Genomic DNA, 20,237 nt, shown 5'->3' with positions numbered 1-20,237 from the left:
CATCTCCGATGGCCCACTGAATCGCGCCGGGTTTCATGGAGACTCTGATGTACCCCGAGATCGATGGAGTCGGCTTGGTTGACTCTCATGCCGACTGGACGTTCGGGTAGAGCATTTCGTACTCGACGGGGGTGAGCGTCCCCAGGGCACTGTGTCGTCGTTGCCGGTTGTGGAAGATCTCCAGGTATTCGAGGCCGAGGTACATCAGGAAGACGACGCCTGCCGCGACACCGGTCTGCGGACGGGGCAGCGTAGGCGCACCCGGTGCGACCGTCAGCCGGCTGACTTCGCCGTTGTCGTTCATGCGCTCTGCGCGTCACCGAGTCGCCACCCGCTCGCGGCGTCTTGCTGTCGCCAGAATGCGGCGAATCGTCCACCCGCTGCGAGGAGATCCTGGATCGAGCCTTCTTCGACGATGCGACCGTCTTCGAGGAAGACCACGCGGTCGGCGGTCCGGATGCTGCTCAGCCGGTGGGCGACGATGACCCGGGTGCGTGGAGTCGGGTCGTCGATGAGGGCGGCGGTGATGGCTGTTTCGTTCTCGGTGTCCAGGGCGCTGGTGGCCTCGTCGACCAGGAGTACGGGGGCGGGTTTGAGCAGCGCGCGGGCGATGGACACGCGCTGGCGTTCCCCACCGGAGAGCGTGGTGCCCGCTTCACCGACGCGGCTCGCCCAACCGTCGGACAGGCGAGCGACGAGGGTGTCCACCCGTGCCAGACTCGCCACACGATCCAGGACATCGTCGTCGGCCGTGGGATGGCCGACGAGAACGTTCTCGCGGATGCTGCCGTCGAACAGGTAAGGATGCTGGAAGACGACGCTGACGAGATCGCGCCGGGACTCGGCGTCCAATGTCGCAACGTCGAGGCCGTCGATGTGGATGCTGCCGGCGGTGGGCTGGTGCAACCCGGCGAGGAGAGCCAGGACGGTACTCTTACCGGATCCTGAGGGACCGACGATCGCGGTCGTCGTTCCCGGTTGGAGGAGGAGGTCGAAACCGTCGAGCACCGCCTGTTCATCATCGGAGCCGTATCGGAAGCCGATTCCCCGCAACTCGATCCGCGGCGCACCAGCCGGTGCGGTGCGCCCGATACCGGCCGGGTCAGTGGGAGCCTCCAGCACCTGGCGGATGCGGCGCAGCGCCCCGGTCGTTGTCTTGACGCCCGGTGAGAGCTCGGCGAGGACGGTGAACGGTTCGAGGTAGCGGACGATGACGACGATGAGCGCGATCGCCTCGGGCACGGTCAGCTGGCCGGTAGTCGTGAGCATGACGGTCGTCCCTGCGAGCAGGAGCAGCGCCAGCTGGCTGGCGAGACCGAAGATCAACTGTCCGGGGATCTGTAGGAGCAGCAGCCGTATCGTGGCGCCATGCTGCGCATCGAGGGCCGCACCCACGTGGCTGCGCCCGGGTTCGACGCGGCGCGCCGCGCGCAGCGCCTGCTGTGTGCGCGCGAACTCCACGATCCGCTCCGTCAGCACACTGTTCGTGTCTGCGACGGCTTGGTCGGCACGACGTCCGAGCCGCCCGGCGGCCCAGAACGCGCCGAACAGCACCGGCACACCGCCCAGGGCAACCAGTCCCAGCGGCCATGAGATCGGCAGCAGCGCTACGGCGATCGCGATCGGGAGCAGGACCGCGCCGATCATAGGGGTGACCAAATAGATGATCAGACCAACGAGATCTGGTCCGGTGGCAGCGACGGCCTGCCGGGTGACGGCCGTGTTCCTGGCGGTGAACCAGGCCAGGCGGATGTCGGTGATGCGACCGGCCACGATGTTCTGACCCGTGTCGAGCAGCCCGAAGCCGAGGTCAAAGCCGCGCTTGGCCGCGGCCGCATCGACAACCCATCCCGCTACCGTCGTCACAGCGAGAGTGCCCACCCACGGCCACGCTGACGCCGGGACTCCGCTGAAGAGCGATGCGACCAAGGGGACCAGCAGGACCGCGCCCGCAGCCCGCAGAAGGACGCCGAGGATGGTGAGAGTGAGGTAGCCGGCGATCCTGCTGCGGCTCCCGGTAGGAAGAAGAGTGAGCAGTGCGCGGATCATCGGGTCACCTCCGTCTCGCTGGTATCGATCGTCGCGGAATCCTCTGCGACATCTCCTGCATCCCACAGCTGCCGGTAGCGTCCGTCCCGGGCGAGCAGCTCAGGATGAGTGCCGGTCTCCGCGATCCGACCGTGGTCGAGCACGACGATGCGGTCGACCCCGGTGATGGTGTGCAGGCGGTGTGCGATGACGAGCACGGTGCGGCCCGCGGTGAGCTGGTTGAGCGCTCGCTGCACGAGGTACTCCGATTCCGGGTCGGCAAAGGCTGTGGCCTCGTCGAGGACGAGCACCGGAGTGTCGGCGAGGATGGCGCGGGCGATGGTGAGCCGCTGCCGTTCCCCTCCGGACAGTGCAGCGTCGGGCCCGAGGGGAGTGTTGTACCCGTCGGGCATGCGCTGAATCCGGTCGTGGATCTGTGCAGCGTGGGCCGCAGCCTCGATCTGCTCATCGCTCGCGTCGAGGACCGCGAGGGCGATGTTCTCCCGCACGGTGCCTTGCACGAGCTGAGTCTGTTGGAACACGAACCCGACCCGGGTGTAGAGGTCGTCTGCGGTGAGTTCCCGCACGTCTCGCCCGCCGATCCGGATCGCGCCGCTCTCGACGTCATGGAACCTGGCCAGCAACGCTGCGAGCGTCGATTTGCCGGAGCCGGAGGGGCCGACGAGCGCCGTCACGGTGCCTGGCTCGAGGGTGAGTGTGATGTCCTCCAGGACGGGCACGCCGGGACGATAGGAGAAACCGGCGCGGTCGAACTCGACCTGCCCGGCGGGAGCGGCCGGCACAGGTCCGCCGGGTACCGCGGTCTCGAGCTCGCCCTCGTCGAGGGCCACCTGGATGCGGCGCGCGGCGAGCAGTCCGGAGCGCAGTCCTGACAGCCCGTACCCGATGCCCAGCAGTCGGGCGCCGAACGTCGTACCCAGCAGCAGGAATGGCAGCAGAGCGATCGGGTCCGTGCTCCCGGTAGTGACGAGTAGCGTGCCGAATACGCAGATGAGGAGCAAGAACGTCGCAGGTCGGGTCACCAGATCGATGAGCACCTTCTGCCCGGAGAGGGGGCGCTGCCAGGAGTTCAGGAAGTCGACGTACTCCGCGAGGCGACCGCGGAAGGTGGAGGCGGACGCTCCGCCGAACACCCGGATCACCGGCTGCCCCTCGAGGTAAGCGCCGGCCTCGACGTTCATCCGCTCCGCCCAACGCATCGCCTCACCGGTCCTCGGCCCGGACTGCACCATCATGATCATCATGCCCACGATGTAGACGAGGACGGGAAGAAGAAGCAGCAGCGCAATTCGCCAATCGACGACGAACAGGTAGACCAGCACCGCAACCGGGGCGACGACCGCGGCCACGGCGTCGGGGACGGCGTGGGTGACGAGGTAGTGGAGCGCGAGGGTGTCGTCCTGCACGAGGTGCTTGGTCTGCCCGGACCCGCGCGCGTCGAACCACCCCAACGGCAGACGGGCGAGCTTGCCGAGCAGCCGCTGCCGCAGGTCCCGGGCAAAGCGGGCGTCGACCCAGTGCAGCCACAGCAGCAACCCGGAGGCCAGCAGCACTCCGACGCCCATCAGGGCCACCGCCCAGATCCCCACCGACCAGAGTCGGGACGACTCAGCGCCGGCGAACAGGAGCCTAGACAGCTCGACCAGCAGCACGAACGGCGCCAACTGCACGAGCGTCACGAGCACCTGGGCGATACCTGCGACGATCATCGTCGGGCGCAGCGGTGCGATGAGCCGCCCTCCGGCCTGCGCTCGCCAGGTGCCGCGCCGAGCCGGTTCGGCCGGCGTGGTGGCCGCAGCGGACCTCAGTTCCAGGGTGTGTGCTTCGGTCTCCTCGGCCTCTGCGGGCACGGGTTCCGGCACTGCTTTCGAACGGTTGGCGCCGAAGGCGCGACCGTAGTGCCAGTACGCCTGTGCGTGGATCTCGGATTTGGGGAATCCGAACTCGTCGCGCAGCCGCACGCGCAGGTGCTTGAGCGAGCCGGATTCGGTAGCCATCCACGCGTACCAGTCCGACCAGTCCCGTGCCTCGATCGCCGCAGCCAGCGATGCCTCACCCCGCCGGGGCACCCAGTGCAGGCGCGTCCGGGGGTGCGCGACGAGCGGGATCATCCGGTCCGCTTCCTGGTGCTTTTCCAGGTACAGCTCCACCGGGACGTCGGCGGGTAGCGTGCCCAGGATGGCGTTGATGGCCGGGATCGACGCGGAGTCACCGATCAGCAGGTAACCGGCCGGCAGCACCTCCGGGAGGTCAAAGCGTGTGGAGCCCAGCGAGGTCACCTGAATCTCCGTCCCGGCCTCGACCTGTCGCGCCCAGGCGGAGGCAGGCCCTGCCGGCTCGTGCAGAACGAAGTCGACCGCGAACGCTCCGGTCGTCTCGTCCACTTCTGAGAGGGTGTATCCGCGCTGATGCTCGAATCCCGCCCCGCCCGCGTCAGGGAACCAGAACCGCAGATACGCCGTCGGCGCCACCACCGCATCCTGCAACAGCGTGGGCGAGGTCATCCGCACGCGGAGGAAACTCGGCGCCAGCAACTCCGTTCCAGTGACTGTCGCTTGATGGTCGCGTGCTCCGTAGGCGCGCGTCATCGCTCCGATGAACCCTCGCCTCGCCATCACATTCCTTCCCCGGCGGCGCGCAACGCCGATCTGATCTCGTCGATCGGACGCCCCGGAGGCGCCGCCTCCACGAATCCGCGGATCGCAGCGCCCAGCCACATCCGCACGTACTCGTCGGCGTCGACGTCGGGCAGGGTGCGATGCCCCCGGCCCAGGCGTGAGTCCGAGAGAATCTCTCCCAAGGCATCCCGGCGCTGCTCGTCGAGTCCGTCTGCCCGCGCTCGCTGAGCCTCCTCGGCAGCGGCGAATCCGATCGCGATCGACGCGACCGCGGAGCACAGCACGATCGCCACATCCGCCTCGTAACCGCGTCGCTGCATCGCCGCGGCTTCTGCCGCGAGCAGCTGTCGGCCCCCCTCGCCCCTGGGGAACAAGGTCTGCACGTACACGGCGAGACCGGGATGCTGCAGGATGAAGCCCCGCAACTGCAGCCCGGACGAGAGTAGGTGCCGCACGGGGCCGTGCGCCGAGTCGTCCAGAATCTTCAGCTCCGCCAGAATGCTCTCGCCCACCAGCCGCTCCAAACCCCACCGCCCATCGACGTGCCGGTACAGCGCCGTGGACGACACCCCCAGACGCGCCGCCACCGCGTTCAGGCTCAGCTCCCGCAGCCCCACCTCGCGCCCAGCACGAACGATGTCCGCCGTTCCGATCTGGCGCGAACGCCCGCCGATTCGCGCCACACGCACCCTCCGATCTCTAAGTTGCCCCCACTAACTAAGGGTAACCTAACCTTGATGTGCCCTAAGGACAACCCCGACTTCTCGTCCTTCTCTCCCATGAAGGCGGAGGTGGAGGGCCGTCGAATCTCCGCGTCGATACGGTGGCGTGTCGATATGATCTGTCCCCACTTCCCCGGACATCTGATGTGGGGCGATGATCGTCCTGGGAAGAGTCTGGGAGCATGCCTGCACGTGTGGCGAGAATTGTCAGGCGTTCGATCATGGTGAACAACAGGCGTGTCACCGGGTTGCCGGTAGATGTGCTGACGGAGTCGGCGGCCGAGATCGGGCCGCTATGGGAGGCCCAACGGCAGGCCGAGCTGTCGGCCAGACCCCGTCAACGCCGGGTCGGCGCGGGCGCCCGCCACAAGCTGGTCTTCGTTGACCGGCTCCTTGCCACGCTGGTCCACCTGCGCCATGGCGTCACCCACGATGTGCTGGGCTGCTGGTTCGGGGTTGATCGCTCCACCGTTACCCGCGCCATCGGTCAGATCCGCCCACTGCTTGCCCAGCGCGGATGCCGAATCGCTCCCGGCCGGAGGCTCACCACCTCGGCCGAGGTGATCACCTACCTGGGCGACAACGACCAGACGGCCCTCTTGGACGCGACCGGGATCCGTGTTCGCCGCCCGGCACCGTGGACCGTGCTCGTCTCGTCTCGTCTCGGGCAAGAGCCGGATCAACGCGATGAAGGCGATGGTGCTCACCGACGCCCACGGCGCGGTGCTCTACTGCGGTCAGGTCCGTCCCGGATCGGTCGCCGACATCACCCAGGCACGGCAATCAGGACTGCTGGAGCTGCTGTCCGATGCCTGGAACGTGGAGAACTTGGCCGATGCCGACCATCAAGGCCTGAGCAACCAGACCCGAGGCCAGGTCGTGACTCCACCGCGCAAACGCCGCGGCAAATACCTTGATGACGTGTAGTGGTTGATGGCCCATCACGACGCAGCTCGTCACGCCCATGCCGCTCGCCGACGACCGGTCGAGCACGGCATCGCTCACTTGAAGAACTGGCGAGCCCTGGCCCGTCACCACGGCCGCCGCGACCACCTGCCCGAGATCGTCACTGTCATCGCGGGACTCCTGTCCGACCAGCAGACCGCACAAGAGAACGTGACTACAGGCCACCGCGCCTCAATCAGGCGGCGAGGGAGGAACCCGACTCTCGTCTTCGACTCCTCACTCTCAAGTCGACTCTCAAGATCCGCGCCGAACTCTCAAGTTCGACGGCGCCAGACAACCGTCGTATCTCACACGAATCATTGACATATCAAATGAACGTTCTTTTAATTGGCCCATGGGGCGCATCGCGGGTGTCACCGCCGCCGAGACCCGGGAGCGGCTGCTGCGGGCGGCGGCCGAGGCCTTCGCCCGGCGCGGCTACGACGGCACGCGCGTGGCCGACATCGCCGCGGCCGCGGGGGTGAGCAACGGCGCCCTGTACGCCCACTTCGGGTCGAAGGCCGAGCTGCTGGTGGCCGCGCTGCGCGCGCACGGGCCGCAGCTGCTGGCCCGGTTGTTCGCCGCCGACCCGGACCGGCCGATCACGGAGCTGCTGACCGTCATCGGCCGCGGGCTGCCGCGCCGGCGCGACGCCCACGGCTACCTCATCGTCGAGGCGCTCGTGGCGGCGCGCCGCGACGAGGACGTCGCCCGGCCGATGCGCGACTACGTCGGCGAACGCGCCGACCGGCTCGCCGGGCTCGTCCGTACCGCCCAGGACGACGGCGAGCTGGACGGCGCGCTGTCGCCGGACGCGCTGTCGCACTTCTGCCTGCTGCTCGCCATGGGCAGCGCGCTCGTCACCCCCGACCTGCACCCGGTCGACGACGGGGAGTGGGCCGCGCTGCTCGCCCGTGTCGTCGCCGCCCTGTCCCCCGCCGAGAGCACGGAACGGCCCCCGGCCCCCGGCGGCGGCACGGGACGGCCCCCGGCCCCCGCCGACGGTACGGCGGAACGCGCCCCGGGCCCCGGTGACGGTACGGCGACACGAACTCCGGCCCCTGCCGGCCCCGCGAGAGCACGGACCTCGGCCCCTGCCGGCACCACAGCACAGAGGGGAGCGCCGCAGTGAAGGTAAGGATCGATCCCGGGCGATGCCAGGGACACGGTCGTTGTTACGACCTCGCCCCCGGCCTGTTCGACGAGGACGACGAGGGCTACGGGCGGGTCGCCGGCGACGGCGTCGTACCGCCGGACCAGGAGCAGGCGGCGCGCCTGGCCGTGGCGAACTGCCCGGAACGAACGATCGAGATCCTCCAGGAGGCCGCGACATGAGCGTCGATGACCGCTTCGACCAGCAGGGGTTCGAGGAAAGGATGCGAGGACGCCCCGACGGCGTGCGCAACGAGGTCGTCACCGGGCCGGTCTCCGACTGGGCGACCGACTTCTCCCACACCGAGCCGGAGTGGGCGGCCGACCCGTACCCGATCCAGGACGACCTGCGCCGGCGGTGCCCGATCGCGCACACCGACCGGTTCGGCGGCGCGTGGCTGCCGACCCGCTACGACGACGTCGCGGCCATCGCCTACGACACCGAGCGCTTCTCCTCCCGGTCGATCATCGTGAGCAACTTCCGGCCGCCCCGCGAGGTGGCTCCGGTGGGCGGCACGCCACCGATCTCCTCCGACCCGCCCTTCCACCACGACGCGCGCAAGCTGCTGCTGCCGATGTTCACCAAGTCGGTGGTCGCCAAGCAGGAGCCGGCGACGCGCGCGTTCTGCCACGAGCTCATCGACGCCCTGCAGGGGCAGGACGTCATCGACGCCGCCCGTGACTACGCCCAGCACATCCCGACGCGCGTCATCGCCGACATGCTGGGCTTCCCGCCCGAGGACGGGCCGCGGTTCCGCGAGTTCGTCGAGAACGCGCTGGAGGGCGTCAACCTGCCGCCCGAGGAGCGCATCCCCCGGATGGAGAAGCTGTTCGGCTACCTGCTGGAGCAGATCCGCGACCACGTCGGCAACCCGCGGGACGACCTCACGACCTACCTCGTCAACGCCGAGCTGTACGGCCGCAAGCTGGAGCCGTTCCACGTGGCGGGCACGATGGCGCTGCTGCTCATCGCCGGCATCGACACGACGTGGAGCGCGATCGGCGCCTCGCTGTGGCACCTGGCCAGGACCCCGGCCGACCGCGAGCGCCTGGTCGCCGAGCCCGCCCTGCTTCCGACCGCGATGGAGGAGTTCCTCCGGGCCTACGCGCCGGTCACGATGGCGCGGCTGGTCAAGGAGGACATGCACTGGCGCGGCGTCGACATGAAGGCCGACGACTGGGTCCTGCTGTCGTTCCCGGCGGCCAACCGCGACAAGGCCCAGTTCGACCGGGCCGACGAGGTCGTCATCGACCGCGAGGTCAACCGGCACGCCGCGTTCGGCCTGGGCATCCACCGCTGCGTGGGCTCGCACCTGGCCCGCATGGAACTGCAGGTCGCCCTGGAGGTCTGGCTGGAGCGGTTCCCGGCCTTCGGCCTCGACGACCCGGCCGCGGTGACCTGGGCGACGGGCCAGGTCCGCGGGCCGCGCACGCTCCCGCTCCGCATCGGCTGACCCGCGCCCCGGGACCGGTTCCCTCCCCCGCGCGGGGAACCGGACGGGCCGGAGCGGGTCACGGTGTCCAGGCCGGGTCCCGGCCGATGACGCCGAGCAGGCGGTCGAACTCCGGGGCGTCGTCCGGCACCGCCACCGGCGGGCCGAAGGCGCCGCGCCGCCTGCCCATCTCCACCATCCGCCCGCTGAAGTCCAGGGCGCGGGAGACGGCCTCGGGCTCCGGCTCGTACCGCAGGCCGGTGGCTTTGGCCAGGTCCCAGCCGTGCACCACCATGTCGACGAGGTACATGTGGGCCAGCGTGGTCATCGGCATGCCCATGGCGGGGCTGGTGCCCTCCCACGCCTCGCTCCGCGACCAGACGGCGAGCATGCGCCCGGCCCGCTCGGGGAAGTCGCCCGCGTACGGTCCCTGCTCGACGCGCGGCCCCCCGCGCCCCAGCGACTCGAACAGCTCCGCCACCCACTCCAGGTGGTTGATCAGGCCCTTGACGTCGAACTTCTCGCACGGCGTCGGCGCCCCGAACCACTCCGGCCCCACCGCGCGCACCACGTGCGAGGTGCGTTCGGTGGCGCGCGTCATCAACGGCATCATGTCTTCCATGGCGGCCATGGTGCCTCGCCCGTCCGAGGCGCGGCTTGTAGAAACGCGACAGCGCGGCTGGGTCGACCCGTACGCGGGGCTCGACGCCTTCGACTTCGCCCGTCAGGCGCCGTCGCCCGAGCTCTCGGCGTACGTCGACCACTTCTGGGTCGTCACCTGGGCCGGCCTCGCCGAGCCGTACGAGCAGCGCATCGTCTCGCATCCCACGGTGAACATGACCATCGCCCCGGACTTCCACCGGGTCGCGGGCGTGATCAGGGGCGGGTTCTCCTACACGATGCGGGGCGACGGCCGCGTCCTGGGCACGCGCTTCCGCCCCGGCGGTTTCCGGCCGTTCCTGCGCGGCCCGGTCTGCGAGCTGACCGGCCGTTTCGTGGAGATCGGCGAGATGTACGGCACGGCGGGCGCGACCCTGGTCGAGCGGGTCCTGGCCGAGCCCGACCCCGTCGCCGCCGTCGCGCTCGTCGAGACCTTCCTGCTGCGCCTGGAGCCCGAACCGGACCCGCTGACCGAGGAGGTCGCGGCACTCGTCACGATGGCCGAGAACGACACCTCCATCACCAGGGTCGACCGACTGGCCCACCGATCGGGACGATCGGTGCGCTCGTTGCAGCGGCTGTTCCGCGACCATGTCGGCGTCGGCCCCAAATGGGTGATCCGCCGCTTCCGCCTGCACGAGGCCGCCGAACGCGTCCACCGGGGCCTCGACCTCGCCACACTGGCCGCCGAACTCGGCTACACCGACCAGGCCCACCTCACCCGCGACTTCACCGCCGCCGTCGACATGCCACCCGCCGCCTACGCCCGCCTCAGGAGCGCGTCCCGTCCCTCCCCGGCCGTCGTTTCCGTACAAGACGGCCGCGACGACACCTCCTAACATGGGCGCGGGCACTCCGCCGCGATACGTCGGCGTGGCACCACCGCTCGCTTGCCGATCCGTCCGGCGGCCTCGTCGCCGGGTAATGAGGAGAACAGCACATGCGTGATCTCGTGTATACCGCGTTCGTTTCGCTCGACGGCGTCGTGGACTCGCCGGGCGGGCCGAGCGAAGGCCACCGCAGCGGTGGCTGGGTGGCCAAGGACATCGAGTTCCTGCCCGAGGCGTTCTCACTCAAGGGTGAGGAGCTCGAGGACACGACGGCGCTGATGTTCGGCCGCCGCAGCTACGAGGCGTTCGCACCGTTCTGGCGCGACTCGGAGGACCACGCCGCCTACAGGGAGCTGCCCAAGTACGTGGTCTCGTCCACGCTGCCCGACGACGCCCTCGCCGAGGGGTGGGGGCCGACGACGATCCTGCGCTCGACCGAGGACGTCGCCGAGCTCAAGAAGGGCGAGGGGGGTGCGATCTTCATCCACGGGAGTGCGGAGCTCGCCCGGCGCCTGTCGGACGCGGGCCTGATCGACCGGTACAACCTGCTCGTCTTCCCGGTGCTGCTCGGCGCCGGGAAGAGCCTGTTCAGCAGGGCGGACAGGGACAAGCAGGCGCTGAGCCTGCGGACGTCCGAGGCCTACCCGAACGGTGTCGTCAAGATGATCTACGACGTCGTCGGCTGATCCAGATCCAGAGCGATCGCGCCGCCGGCGCCCTCGCGGAGTTGCCGCACCGTGCGACCGACGTAGCGGCGCAGCGCACGGGCCAGGTGCGGCTCGTCGAAGTACTCGGCCTTGGAGACGACATCGGTGACCGGGGTACCGGCCGCCAGCAGCGCCGAGGCCCCGCGGGCGCGTTCGATCTGCCGTACGGCGCCCCGGGTGAGCCCGGTCGCCGCGCGGAACCGGCGTTCGACGGTGCGTCCCGAGACCACCGGACGCCCGCCCCGGCGGACCTCGGCGACGAGCGGGTCACGGAGCACGGCTCCGGCCCGCACAAGGCGGTCGACCAGGGCCTCGGCGTCGTCGGGGCCGGGCGTCTCCCAGCGGATGCCGTCCAGCCGGAAGGTCCTGCGCGTGGCGTCGGGGAGCCCGACACCACGGTCGACCAGGGCCGGTGCGGGCACGACCCGGGGCCAGGTGCCCACCGCGAACTCGATGCCGAAGAACGTCGCGCCCTCCGGCACCGGCGCGGTGCCGGCCCTGCTCTCGGGGCCGGAGATGGCCGCGTACGCCGTGCCCTCGACCTCCCAGAACACCAGCCCCCAGCACACCGTCGCGACCGAGGTCATCTCCGTGACCCGCTCGCTCGTACAGGTCCACACGGTGTCGACCCAGGGCGAGTCGGACGCGCGATTCTCGAACTTCAGTGTCACGGGAGAAGGATAGGCGTAGTTCGTCGCACACCTGATCGAGCAGCCCCGGCCTTGTGCCGCACCCGCAGCGGCCACTCGGAAGAGGATTCTTCTTCATGAAGAATGATCGGTATGCCTGCTCTGTCCGGTTGGGCCAGGCCGCCGACGTGGGCTGACGCGATCGCGTGCACCTGGTGACACGACCCTCGACCCCAGCCGGCGACGGGGGAACACCTCACGATCCGGCTCACCACCGATGTAACCGTCGATGCCTGGTTGTCGGTGCGGATCAATAGGCTTCGGTCCATGATCGACACCATGTCGCGCAAGGCACGTGAATGAACGTCACCCGGGAGTTGCTCGACCACATCGAGGCAGGTTCGGTCGCGAGTCTCGTCACGTACCTGAACGGTCTCGGCGGCGACGACAAGCGTGCTGTCGCCCGGTCCCTGCCCGCTCACCTGGGCGAACGCCGGCGTTCCGGGTTCGAGGCCGAGCAGCGGGTACGCGAGCCGGCCCCCCTCTACCGTCTGGCCGGAGCGGCCTGCCTGGCGGGAAGCGAACAGGTGGCGAGCTGGCTCGACCGGAGTGAGCTGCGCCGGGTGGAGCCGGAGGCCGACGCCGCGCGTGTCATGTCCGTGCTGGGCGACAGGCCGGAGGTGAACCCGTCCGGGTTTGATGGATAGCTTCCTACTGGGTTTTTGCTGTCGTGACGAGGTTGTGGTTGTGACGGTAGTAGATCGCTTCGAACTCTGCCGGTGGGCGGTGATCGCATGCGGTGTGGAGGCGACGGTGGTTGTACCAGTCGAGGTATTCCAGCGTCGCCAGCTCCACCGTGTCGAGCCCGGTCCAGGGGCCGTGCCGGCGGATCAACTCAGTCTTGAAGATGCCGTTGAAGGACTCGGCTACGGCGTTGTCATACGAATCGCCGCGACTTCCCACCGAGCTGACCGCACCGGCTTCGGCCAGACGCTCGGTATAGCGAATCGACAGATATTTGTCTGGGTTCAAGGGGTCATCGCAACACTGCTGAGCAGCAGTGTTGCGATGACCCCTTGAACCCAAGCAGTACACTTCGTTCGCCTTCAGCGCACACCTGCTCGAAGCGGGTATCGACGCCTCCATCGGGACTGTGGGAGATGCCCTGGACAACGCCCTGATGGAGTCCCAAATCGGCTTGTACAAGACCGAGTTGATCACACCACGCGGGCCCTGGCGCGGTTTGGCCGACGTGGAGTTGGCCACCGCCGAGTGGGTCGACTGGTTCAATCAGCAGCGCATCCACACCGCCATCGGCGATATCCCGCCCGTCGAACACGAAGCCGTTTACTACGCTCAACACCAGCCCGAACCAGCGGCTGGAGTCAGCCCGTAGAGCCTCCACCGAACCCGGATCGCTTCACCAGCGACGTCAACGCCCCCAGGCCGACCAAATCCGTCAGCCGACCCGACCCAGCACCCTTGATCTACTCCGCCACCCGGCGGACGCTACCAGCACAAACCCCCACCTAAACGGCATTGGGATCGAGGGTACGAAGCGCCGCATGCTGGCTACCGTGGCCACCTGATTTTAGGGCCCGAGCGATTCGTTATAGGAGCGTGAATGCAAGTGCGGTATCAGCGGCGCGCATCGCCGTTCTATCGGCTCCTCCTTACGTTGCGTACACGACCGTGAGATCTCTGCAACATGCCAAATGCATGCCGAGCAGATGCACTTTCAAACTAGCCTGTTTGTCTGACAAACCAAATGTTTGTCATCTATGCAGACATATGAGGGAGGAGGTGTCAAAATGGTCGGTATGGTCGGTATGGTCGCCGCGCTGGGTGAGCGCCTGCTGGGCGTTCTTGTTCCTCGGCGGAACGTGCAGGCGCTCTGCAGTGGAGCGGTTTACCAGAACTCGCAGTGCACCAACAGCGGGTGCCCGCTATGGTTCGACAAGCGGGTCTACTACTACCGCTGTCCTAGCGGACGGATTGAGTCGGTGTCAGCGGAGTGCGGGAGCTGCGCTGCCTGATCCAAGAGTGGGTGGTTCGCGTTCGGATACGGAACGCGAACCACCCCGTTGGATTAAACTAATCCAAAACACCGCAAGCGTAGATTCCTAGGCGAAGCAGGGGACATGAGGCTCTCTGTCGAAGTGCGTGGCGTGAGCAAGAGGTACGGACCGCGTCAGGTCTTTGACGGGCTCAATCTAGAGCTATTACCTGGAGTGACCGGTCTGCTCGGACCGAACGGGGCGGGTAAATCCACCCTGATGCGATGTCTGGCATCGACCCTCATGCCCGATGCTGGGCGAGTCCATGTCTTGGGTCTGGACCTTTCTGACCGCGAGCAGCGGCTACAGGCTCGACGCACAATCGGCTACCTACCGCAGGAGCTCGGCCTGTACCCGCAGTTCAGCGTTTCCTCGCTGGTCGACTACGTCGCCATACTCAATGAGATCACCGATCGGCGCCAACGTCGGCGTGAGGTCGAACGAGTTCTGGAAGAGGTAGATCTTCTCACTGAACGGAAGAGCAAGGTTCGCAGGCTGTCAGGAGGGATGAAACAGCGCCTTGGCATCGCGATCGCGCTGATCGGAAATCCGCAGTTTCTCATCCTTGATGAGCCAATGGTGGGCCTCGACCCGGAGCAGCGGATGCGCTTCCGCGGACTGCTCTCCCGGCTGGGCGAGAACCGAATCGTCTTGTTGTCCACACACCAGACCGAGGATGTCGCGGCGCTATGTCAACGGGTGTTGGTGATGCAGGCCGGCACGTTTCTCTTCGATGGACCACCTCATCAGATCGCCAATCAAGCCACAGGCCAGGTTTGGCTTTCGGCCTACCCTTCGGCTGAGGGGCAAGCCGGTTGGCGCGCGGCTGACGGTCGATACAGGGTGGTCGGTGCTCCTCCGCTCGACGCCGAACCTGCCGAGCCCACAGTCGAAGACGGCTATCTCGTTCTGCTGAACGCGAGGGCGGAGAAAATCATATGAGCCGGGTCGCTCAACAGCTCGCCCTGTTCGAGCTCAAGCTCATGTTGCGTAACCCGATCCTTTGGGCGTCGGCGGGTGTCATGCTCGCTTGGCGCACCGTCGCCACATGGAGTTTCGAACCTGCCTGGCATCTCGAGACTGTGCAGACGGCGACGGCGGCCCTGCTTGTGGGAGCGGCAGCGGTGGTTGTCACGTCGATGGTCACCATGCGCGACAGCCGCCCACAGACGGCGGAGTTGTTCTCGGCGCTACCAACCGGCCAGCCGGTCCGTACTGTGGCGGTGGTCGTTGCCGGGCCGATCGCAGCTGGACTCGTAGTCGCATTGGTCTCTGTGCTCCACTTCGTCAGTCTCCTTGGGGGTACACCGGCAGGGCGCTTCGATGCGTATGAGGTCCTCACTGGTGTCATGGTGGCCGCGTTGATGGCGGCTCTCGGCGTGGCGCTGACCCGATGGGCGCCAACGCTAATCATAGCCCCTGTCCTCATTGTTGCTTTGGTATGGGCGATATTTCAGTTCGGGCGTAATTGGCTGATGCCTGTCGTGCCCATCGCGAGTGCCCCGGGCGATATCAGCAGACCCTCCGGTTGGCATCTCGGCTATGTGACCGCGTTAGTAATTCTGGTGGCGGCGCTCGCACTGATGCGCCACGGAATACAACCAGCCCGTACAGGTATCGCCGGCGTCGCCGCCGTGGCCGTCGGCCTGACGGGCTGGTCCACCGTAAGCCAGCCGGAGGCGAATGAACGTGAGACGGTCAAAGCCTCAACCACTTACGTCTGTCAGCGACTCGGCACCGTCGAATACTGCGCTTATCCACTCTTCACACGATGGATTTCCATTTGGCAGGGGGCAGTCGATCCGGTCGTGCAGGGCGTTCCTCCTAAGCTACGCGCGCATTTGCCACGCGTAATCCAGTTGCCCGGCGAGGAGAGCCTGACCGGGACCAACCTGAAGAGCACGATTATGGTGACGCTCCAATGGGGCAGGAACGGTGGTGAGGCCGCCGACCGGCGCTCTTTGGCTTCGAGGATGGCAGCAGCTGCGATCGGGTTGCCTGGTGGCTATCTCGCCGTTCACAATTGTGACCTGCGTGGGCAAGCAAGGTCGATCATCGCGATCTGGCTCGCCATGAGGGCTGGAGAGCCGCCGGCGAGATTTCAGCAAAGCCCCTTTGACGAGGGCCCGAACACGGTTGTTTACCAGGCTTCCGACCTAGGAATCATAGACTTCGGGGACGAAGAGCTTCACTACGCGCGTCGCCTGTTGGCCATGCCCATGGCCGAACGCCGGATCTGGGCCAACTGGGACCGCTTGGCTTCCCCCAAGACGAGTATTGCCGAGGCCCTGCCGTTGCTGGGCCTTAGGTCAGAGGTTCCGAGCGAGCGGCCAAGGGAGCAACCATGTCGTTGATGCGGGTGGTCGTGGTATTAGTACGGCCACTGGTCTCGGCCGTGGACTGGATCCCACTGGCAGTCGCAGCGGCGGTTTCCTTGGGCCTTTCCGCAGTAGCGGTTATCGCCTCGGATCCTGCACCAGAGAGTCGCATCATGAATGTGACGATTTCTCTGCGGATCTCAGCTGTTCTCCTTGGCGCCGCCGCAGGGTTCGCCCTGGTGGACCGAATGACGCAAACCATCGCTGCGACCCCGGTTCCGCGCTGGGTGCGGCAATGGACAAGGACCGTGCTGGCTCTCGTCGTCGCAGGCACTGGATGGCTTGTCGTCCTACTGCCCATCTGGGCGATCTTCTCCGACGGGACAGCACTTCCCCTGACTGACCTCATATTGGAAGCCGCTGTTTGCATTCTTACGGCACTTATGTGTGCATCTTTGGTAGTACGGCGGAGTTCGGACCGCAGCGCTGGTGTGATCGGTGCGACGATCTTCATGCTTTTAGGAGCAGGCACGTTGTTCCTGACTGGATCCCTGTGGCCATGGCCGTGGATTAACGATCCGGAATGGACAAATGTGCATATTGGGTGGCTCGCGGCCCTCCCGATGCCTTGTGTCCTCTTGGCATTCGGTAACCGCGACATTCTCCGCAGGTAACACCGAGGGAGAGAGGGTACCGTGCACTACGTTCTGCTGAGTTGTCGATTTCTAATCGCTCTAACTTTCGCCGCTTCGGTGTTAGGAAAAATTAGAGGCAAAGTAGCATATCGTGGCTTCGTGGCCGCCACGCAAAGACTAGCGCCCACCCTGCCCACTCGTGTGACAGCGCTGGCCGTCATTGCCGCAGAGATCCTGATCATATTTCTTTTGGTAGCCCAGGTGACCTTATCATATGGATTCATCGCAGCCGCTCTGCTTTTCGTGACATTCACCTTCTCATTGGTGAAGGCGCGGCTTCGTGGAGACGAGGAGTCGTGTCACTGCTTTGGAAAGTCAACGGAACCGATCGGAGTCGCGCATATCGCTCGGAACATCATCTTAATAGTCGTGAGTTGCTGTGGAGCAGTGCTGAGCCTGCTTTCGCAGACCTCATCTATCTCATACGAGGCGGGAGGTGTCGGCGCAGCTTTTATTGCTGCTTTTATAGGCGCTACTGTAATCGTACTGTCTGACGACATTTCCTTCCTTCTTAAAAATTAACTAGCTTCTGAATGGAGCTTAGGAAGATGATCGCGTTGACGCTAGCCTTAGCTGTAGCATCCATATTGCTCTGCGTATTTAATCTTGTGCTTACTGCGGGAGTCATTCGCCGGCTGCGAGAGCATGCAGAGCAGCTTTCCAGCCTCGCCGGAGTTCCACGGCTCGACACCATGCAGCCAGCGAATGGCCGCATAGGCTTTTTCGAGGCCGTGACCACGAAAGGCGTCGCCATCTGTCGGTCGGACCTGAAGGGGCATATGCTCGTGGGAGCTTTTGCGGAGGGATGCCCCATGTGCGAGAAAGCGCTGCCCGAGTTCGTCCAGTACGCCAAGGAATTTCCTGGCGGACGCGATCAGGTGATGACAGTGCTCCTCGGCGATTCTTCTAGACTCGAAAAGGAATCTGCACAGCTCGAACCAGTGGCGCAAGTGATCTTAGAAGAGCGGTCCGGGACCATGTCTGCCGCTCTCGGTATTCAAGGATATCCCGCAATCGGGGTTCTAAATGCCGATATTGGAGTGATCCTTGTGGCGGGGACAGGGGTGGAACATGTCCAACGATTCACCTCCACCCATTAAGAGAAGAATGTTAGGTGCAAAAGAGTCTCTCGCATTGGCCTGGCAGGCTGGCCGCCGGTTGCTTTTGGCCTTGGTGGTATCAGCCCTCGCAGGTGGACTGTTACCACTCGCAGTAGCGTGGCTGACTAAGGTCATCCTAGATTCCCTGCAGATCGGTCGTCCCGGTACCTTTGTAGTTTGGACGGCGGTCGGATTGGCAGCGGCAGGTCTAATCGCTGGTGTCCTGCCGTATGGGGTCCAGTACATTCAGCAGGAGATTGAGCGGCGCGTCGGGCTGGCGGCACAGGACCGGTTGTTCACTGCGACAGAAGGATTCATTGGACTAGCGCGGTTCGAGGATCCGGTCTTCGCCGATCGGCTCAGGCTGGCGCAGCAACATGGCGGGGCTACCCCAGGTCTCCTTGCGGTCGGTTTGCTGTCGATGGCACGTACAGCCCTCAGCGGCTTCGGGTTTCTTGGCCTGCTGATCCTACTGGCTCCCTGGTTGCCGCTCTTGGTGCTCCTTGCTGCGGCCCCGTCGTTGGTAGCCGAAGTTCGTCATGCACGTCGTAAAGCTGCCGTGGCCTGGCGTCTCGGTCCCACCGAGCGACGTGAGATTTTCTATCAGGAGCTGCTTTCTGATAGTCAGGCCGCGAAAGAGGTTAGGCTCTTTGGCTTGGGGGCGCACTTTCGTGCAAAAATGCTGAGCGAGCGGCGTCAGAGCAATGCGCAACGGGAACGGCTTGATCGCCGGGAACTTTTTCTTCAGTCGTTAATCGGTGCATTAACCGGCATTATCGGCGGCGGCGCACTCCTATGGAGCGTGAACGCGGCATTGAATGGGCAGATAAGTATTGGCGATGTGTCACTCGTGGTCGCGGCTCTGGCGGCTCTGCAATCGGCGGCGATCGCGCTAGTGCGGGAGGCAGCAAAGTGCCATTCGCAACTACTGCTGTTCAGGCATTACCTCGATGTGGTCGGAGCTCCACAAGATCTTCCTCTTCTGCCTGATCCTGTGGCTGTGCCCGCTCTGTGTCAAGGTATCGAGTTTCGTAACGTTTGGTTCCGCTACACTCCCGATCAACCGTGGGTCCTACGTGGTGTCAGCTTCCGAATTAATTTTGGATCTTCTCTTGGAGTTGTCGGAAAAAATGGAGCTGGAAAGTCTACACTAGTGAAGTTGATGTTACGGATGTACGACCCAGACCAGGGGGCGATCTTCTGGGATGGAGTAGATATACGAGATGTGGACCCAGCTGAATTGCGAAAGTGTATTGGCGCTGTCTTCCAGGACTTTATGTGCTATGACCTATCGGCTGCTGACAATATAGGCTTAGGTGATCTTGAATGTCTGCAAGATGACATTGAAAAGGCTTCCCGTAAGGCTGGCGCGATTGATTTTATTTCAAAGCTTCCCCATGGCTATAATACAATGCTCTCTCGAATCTTCTTTCAGGGTGACCAGAGGGACGACGGACTAGGCGTAACTTTGTCAGGGGGGCAGTGGCAACGGTTGGCGCTCGCTCGCGCATATCTACGAGACGACCGCGATCTACTTATCCTTGATGAGCCGAGCTCCGGTCTAGATGCAGAGGCAGAGTACGAGATCCATCAGGCACTCAAAAAGCACCGTTTCGGGCGGAGCTGTCTGATGATCTCTCATCGCTTAGGGGCCCTTCGCGATGCCGATAGGCTTATTGTGCTCGATGGGGGGCGCATCGTAGAATCCGGTTCTCACGAGGAATTAATCGCCAAAACCGGCCTGTATGCACGTCTGTTTGGCATGCAAGCACGCGGCTATGCAGAAAGCACGGGAAACCAGTGCTAATTGCTGTGTCGGCCGGTTTGGTGATCATGATCGGCGTGCTTCTCTGGTTACGCCGTCACTTCACGCTGGTGAGGGTCGTTGGGGAAAGCATGATGCCATCCTTTAGACATGGAGAGGAACTTCTGGTACACCGGACGCCTCCGCACCGTATTCGGACGGGCGACGTGGTGGTGTTCCATAGCGCCATCTCTCTACCTACCCAGGAAACCGCGGCTTTCGGGGATCAACACATTGTTGTTCCGGTGTGGTTGCTGAAACGTGTGGTGGCCTTGCCCGGCGATGATATCCCACCGCTGAAGGTTAAACTCGAAGAGTCGGTCGTACCTGCCGGGTCGGTGATCGTCTTCGGCGATAACGCAGAAGTCAGTTCTGACTCTCGTCAATTCGGCTTTTATCCTCTCTATGAAATCCACGGTCGAGTTATGTGCCGGTTTCGCGCAAAGCGATCAGGTGTAAGCTCCTAACAGCTCGTTTCAAAATGAGCGGTGTGTCGGCTGGTGACGGCAGACTCAAGC

19 protein-coding genes and 3 pseudogenes are annotated in these 20,237 nt (G+C 65.2%); 15 read left to right on the top strand and 7 right to left on the bottom strand.

The features are described 5' to 3' along the window. Window positions 1–85 precede the first annotated feature (85 nt). The 4 genes from AB0G16_RS34365 to AB0G16_RS34350 are packed head-to-tail and all read right to left on the bottom strand — an operon-like array spanning window position 86 to window position 5,350. Window positions 86–304, bottom strand: coding sequence for a hypothetical protein (locus tag AB0G16_RS34365; protein WP_362814503.1), 219 nt, complete (start codon window positions 302–304; stop codon window positions 86–88). Next, complete coding sequence (locus AB0G16_RS34360) at window positions 301–2,049, bottom strand: ABC transporter ATP-binding protein (RefSeq protein WP_362814501.1); 1,749 nt, start codon at window positions 2,047–2,049, stop codon at window positions 301–303. Before AB0G16_RS34360 ends, AB0G16_RS34365 begins: the two co-directional genes overlap by 4 nt. Further along, window positions 2,046–4,637, bottom strand: coding sequence for an ABC transporter ATP-binding protein/permease (locus tag AB0G16_RS34355; protein ID WP_362814499.1), 2,592 nt, complete (start codon window positions 4,635–4,637; stop codon window positions 2,046–2,048). Before AB0G16_RS34355 ends, AB0G16_RS34360 begins: the two co-directional genes overlap by 4 nt. A 26-nt stretch (window positions 4,638–4,663) precedes the next feature. After that, window positions 4,664–5,350 (bottom strand): TetR/AcrR family transcriptional regulator, encoded by a 687-nt coding sequence (locus AB0G16_RS34350; RefSeq protein WP_362814497.1) that lies wholly within the window; start codon window positions 5,348–5,350, stop codon window positions 4,664–4,666. Window positions 5,351–5,571: 221 nt separating this feature from the next. Here AB0G16_RS34350 and AB0G16_RS34345 point away from each other — a divergent pair. From AB0G16_RS34345 to AB0G16_RS34325, 5 genes and pseudogenes are all read left to right on the top strand, one after another. Further along, a pseudogene (locus AB0G16_RS34345) lies at window positions 5,572–5,850 on the top strand (transposase family protein); the annotation flags it as partial. A gap of 226 nt (window positions 5,851–6,076) precedes the next feature. Next, window positions 6,077–6,316 (top strand): hypothetical protein, encoded by a 240-nt coding sequence (locus tag AB0G16_RS34340; protein WP_362814495.1) that lies wholly within the window; start codon window positions 6,077–6,079, stop codon window positions 6,314–6,316. 373 nt (window positions 6,317–6,689) lie between these two features. Continuing rightward, window positions 6,690–7,466, top strand: coding sequence for a TetR family transcriptional regulator (locus tag AB0G16_RS34335; RefSeq protein ID WP_362814493.1), 777 nt, complete (start codon window positions 6,690–6,692; stop codon window positions 7,464–7,466). Beyond that, window positions 7,463–7,669: a ferredoxin gene (locus tag AB0G16_RS34330; protein WP_362814491.1), complete on the top strand. Its 207-nt coding sequence runs from the start codon at window positions 7,463–7,465 to the stop codon at window positions 7,667–7,669. The genes AB0G16_RS34335 and AB0G16_RS34330 overlap by 4 nt, the downstream gene beginning before the upstream one ends. Beyond that, window positions 7,666–8,940: a cytochrome P450 gene (locus tag AB0G16_RS34325; protein ID WP_362814489.1), complete on the top strand. Its 1,275-nt coding sequence runs from the start codon at window positions 7,666–7,668 to the stop codon at window positions 8,938–8,940. Before AB0G16_RS34330 ends, AB0G16_RS34325 begins: the two co-directional genes overlap by 4 nt. A gap of 58 nt (window positions 8,941–8,998) precedes the next feature. Here the strand turns inward: AB0G16_RS34325 and AB0G16_RS34320 are convergent, their stop codons facing one another. Then, the gene (locus tag AB0G16_RS34320) at window positions 8,999–9,541 is read right to left on the bottom strand and encodes a TIGR03086 family metal-binding protein (RefSeq protein WP_362814487.1); all 543 of its coding nucleotides are present in this window, start codon (window positions 9,539–9,541) and stop codon (window positions 8,999–9,001) included. Between AB0G16_RS34320 and AB0G16_RS34315 the strand changes: the two genes are divergently transcribed. Then, window positions 9,540–10,418, top strand: a complete 879-nt coding sequence (locus tag AB0G16_RS34315; protein ID WP_362814485.1) for a helix-turn-helix domain-containing protein — start codon at window positions 9,540–9,542, stop codon at window positions 10,416–10,418. The genes AB0G16_RS34320 and AB0G16_RS34315 overlap by 2 nt on opposite strands. Before the next feature lie 101 nt (window positions 10,419–10,519). After that, window positions 10,520–11,095 (top strand): dihydrofolate reductase family protein, encoded by a 576-nt coding sequence (locus AB0G16_RS34310; RefSeq protein ID WP_362814483.1) that lies wholly within the window; start codon window positions 10,520–10,522, stop codon window positions 11,093–11,095. Here AB0G16_RS34310 and AB0G16_RS34305 read toward each other — a convergent pair. Beyond that, window positions 11,077–11,787 carry a helix-turn-helix domain-containing protein gene (locus AB0G16_RS34305; protein ID WP_362814481.1) on the bottom strand — a complete coding sequence of 237 codons (711 nt, stop codon included), beginning with the start codon at window positions 11,785–11,787 and terminating at the stop codon, window positions 11,077–11,079. The genes AB0G16_RS34310 and AB0G16_RS34305 overlap by 19 nt on opposite strands. A gap of 317 nt (window positions 11,788–12,104) precedes the next feature. On the opposite strand from AB0G16_RS34305, the gene AB0G16_RS34300 reads away from it, so the two are divergent. Then, the gene (locus AB0G16_RS34300) at window positions 12,105–12,452 is read left to right on the top strand and encodes a hypothetical protein (RefSeq protein ID WP_362814479.1); all 348 of its coding nucleotides are present in this window, start codon (window positions 12,105–12,107) and stop codon (window positions 12,450–12,452) included. Window positions 12,453–12,456: 4 nt separating this feature from the next. On the opposite strand, the pseudogene AB0G16_RS34295 reads toward AB0G16_RS34300, so the two are convergent. Beyond that, window positions 12,457–12,765, bottom strand: a pseudogene (locus AB0G16_RS34295) (integrase core domain-containing protein); the annotation flags it as partial. Window positions 12,766–12,832: 67 nt separating this feature from the next. Between AB0G16_RS34295 and AB0G16_RS34290 the strand changes: the two are divergent. From AB0G16_RS34290 to AB0G16_RS34260, 7 genes and pseudogenes are all read left to right on the top strand, one after another. Continuing rightward, window positions 12,833–13,141 (top strand): annotated as a pseudogene (locus AB0G16_RS34290) (integrase core domain-containing protein); the annotation flags it as partial. A 745-nt stretch (window positions 13,142–13,886) separates the two neighbouring features. Continuing rightward, window positions 13,887–14,744 (top strand): ATP-binding cassette domain-containing protein, encoded by an 858-nt coding sequence (locus tag AB0G16_RS34285; protein ID WP_362814477.1) that lies wholly within the window; start codon window positions 13,887–13,889, stop codon window positions 14,742–14,744. Continuing rightward, on the top strand, window positions 14,741–16,156 hold the full coding sequence (locus AB0G16_RS34280; protein WP_362814475.1) for a hypothetical protein: 1,416 nt from the start codon (window positions 14,741–14,743) through the stop codon (window positions 16,154–16,156). Before AB0G16_RS34285 ends, AB0G16_RS34280 begins: the two co-directional genes overlap by 4 nt. Window positions 16,157–16,815: 659 nt before the next feature. Further along, window positions 16,816–17,337, top strand: a complete 522-nt coding sequence (locus tag AB0G16_RS34275; RefSeq protein ID WP_362814473.1) for a MauE/DoxX family redox-associated membrane protein — start codon at window positions 16,816–16,818, stop codon at window positions 17,335–17,337. 26 nt (window positions 17,338–17,363) lie between these two features. After that, complete coding sequence (locus tag AB0G16_RS34270) at window positions 17,364–17,915, top strand: hypothetical protein (RefSeq protein ID WP_362814471.1); 552 nt, start codon at window positions 17,364–17,366, stop codon at window positions 17,913–17,915. Continuing rightward, window positions 17,887–19,722: an ABC transporter ATP-binding protein gene (locus tag AB0G16_RS34265; RefSeq protein ID WP_362814469.1), complete on the top strand. Its 1,836-nt coding sequence runs from the start codon at window positions 17,887–17,889 to the stop codon at window positions 19,720–19,722. Before AB0G16_RS34270 ends, AB0G16_RS34265 begins: the two co-directional genes overlap by 29 nt. 26 nt (window positions 19,723–19,748) lie before the next feature. Next, window positions 19,749–20,186: a S26 family signal peptidase gene (locus tag AB0G16_RS34260; protein ID WP_362814467.1), complete on the top strand. Its 438-nt coding sequence runs from the start codon at window positions 19,749–19,751 to the stop codon at window positions 20,184–20,186. Window positions 20,187–20,237: the final 51 nt, after the last annotated feature.

The organism is Streptosporangium sp. NPDC023615, assembly GCF_040640155.1.
In the GTDB taxonomy this organism is placed as follows: domain Bacteria; phylum Actinomycetota; class Actinomycetes; order Streptosporangiales; family Streptosporangiaceae; genus Streptosporangium.
The sequence above is the reverse complement of the archived record's forward strand: the minus strand, read 5'-3'. Positions and strand labels throughout refer to the sequence as shown.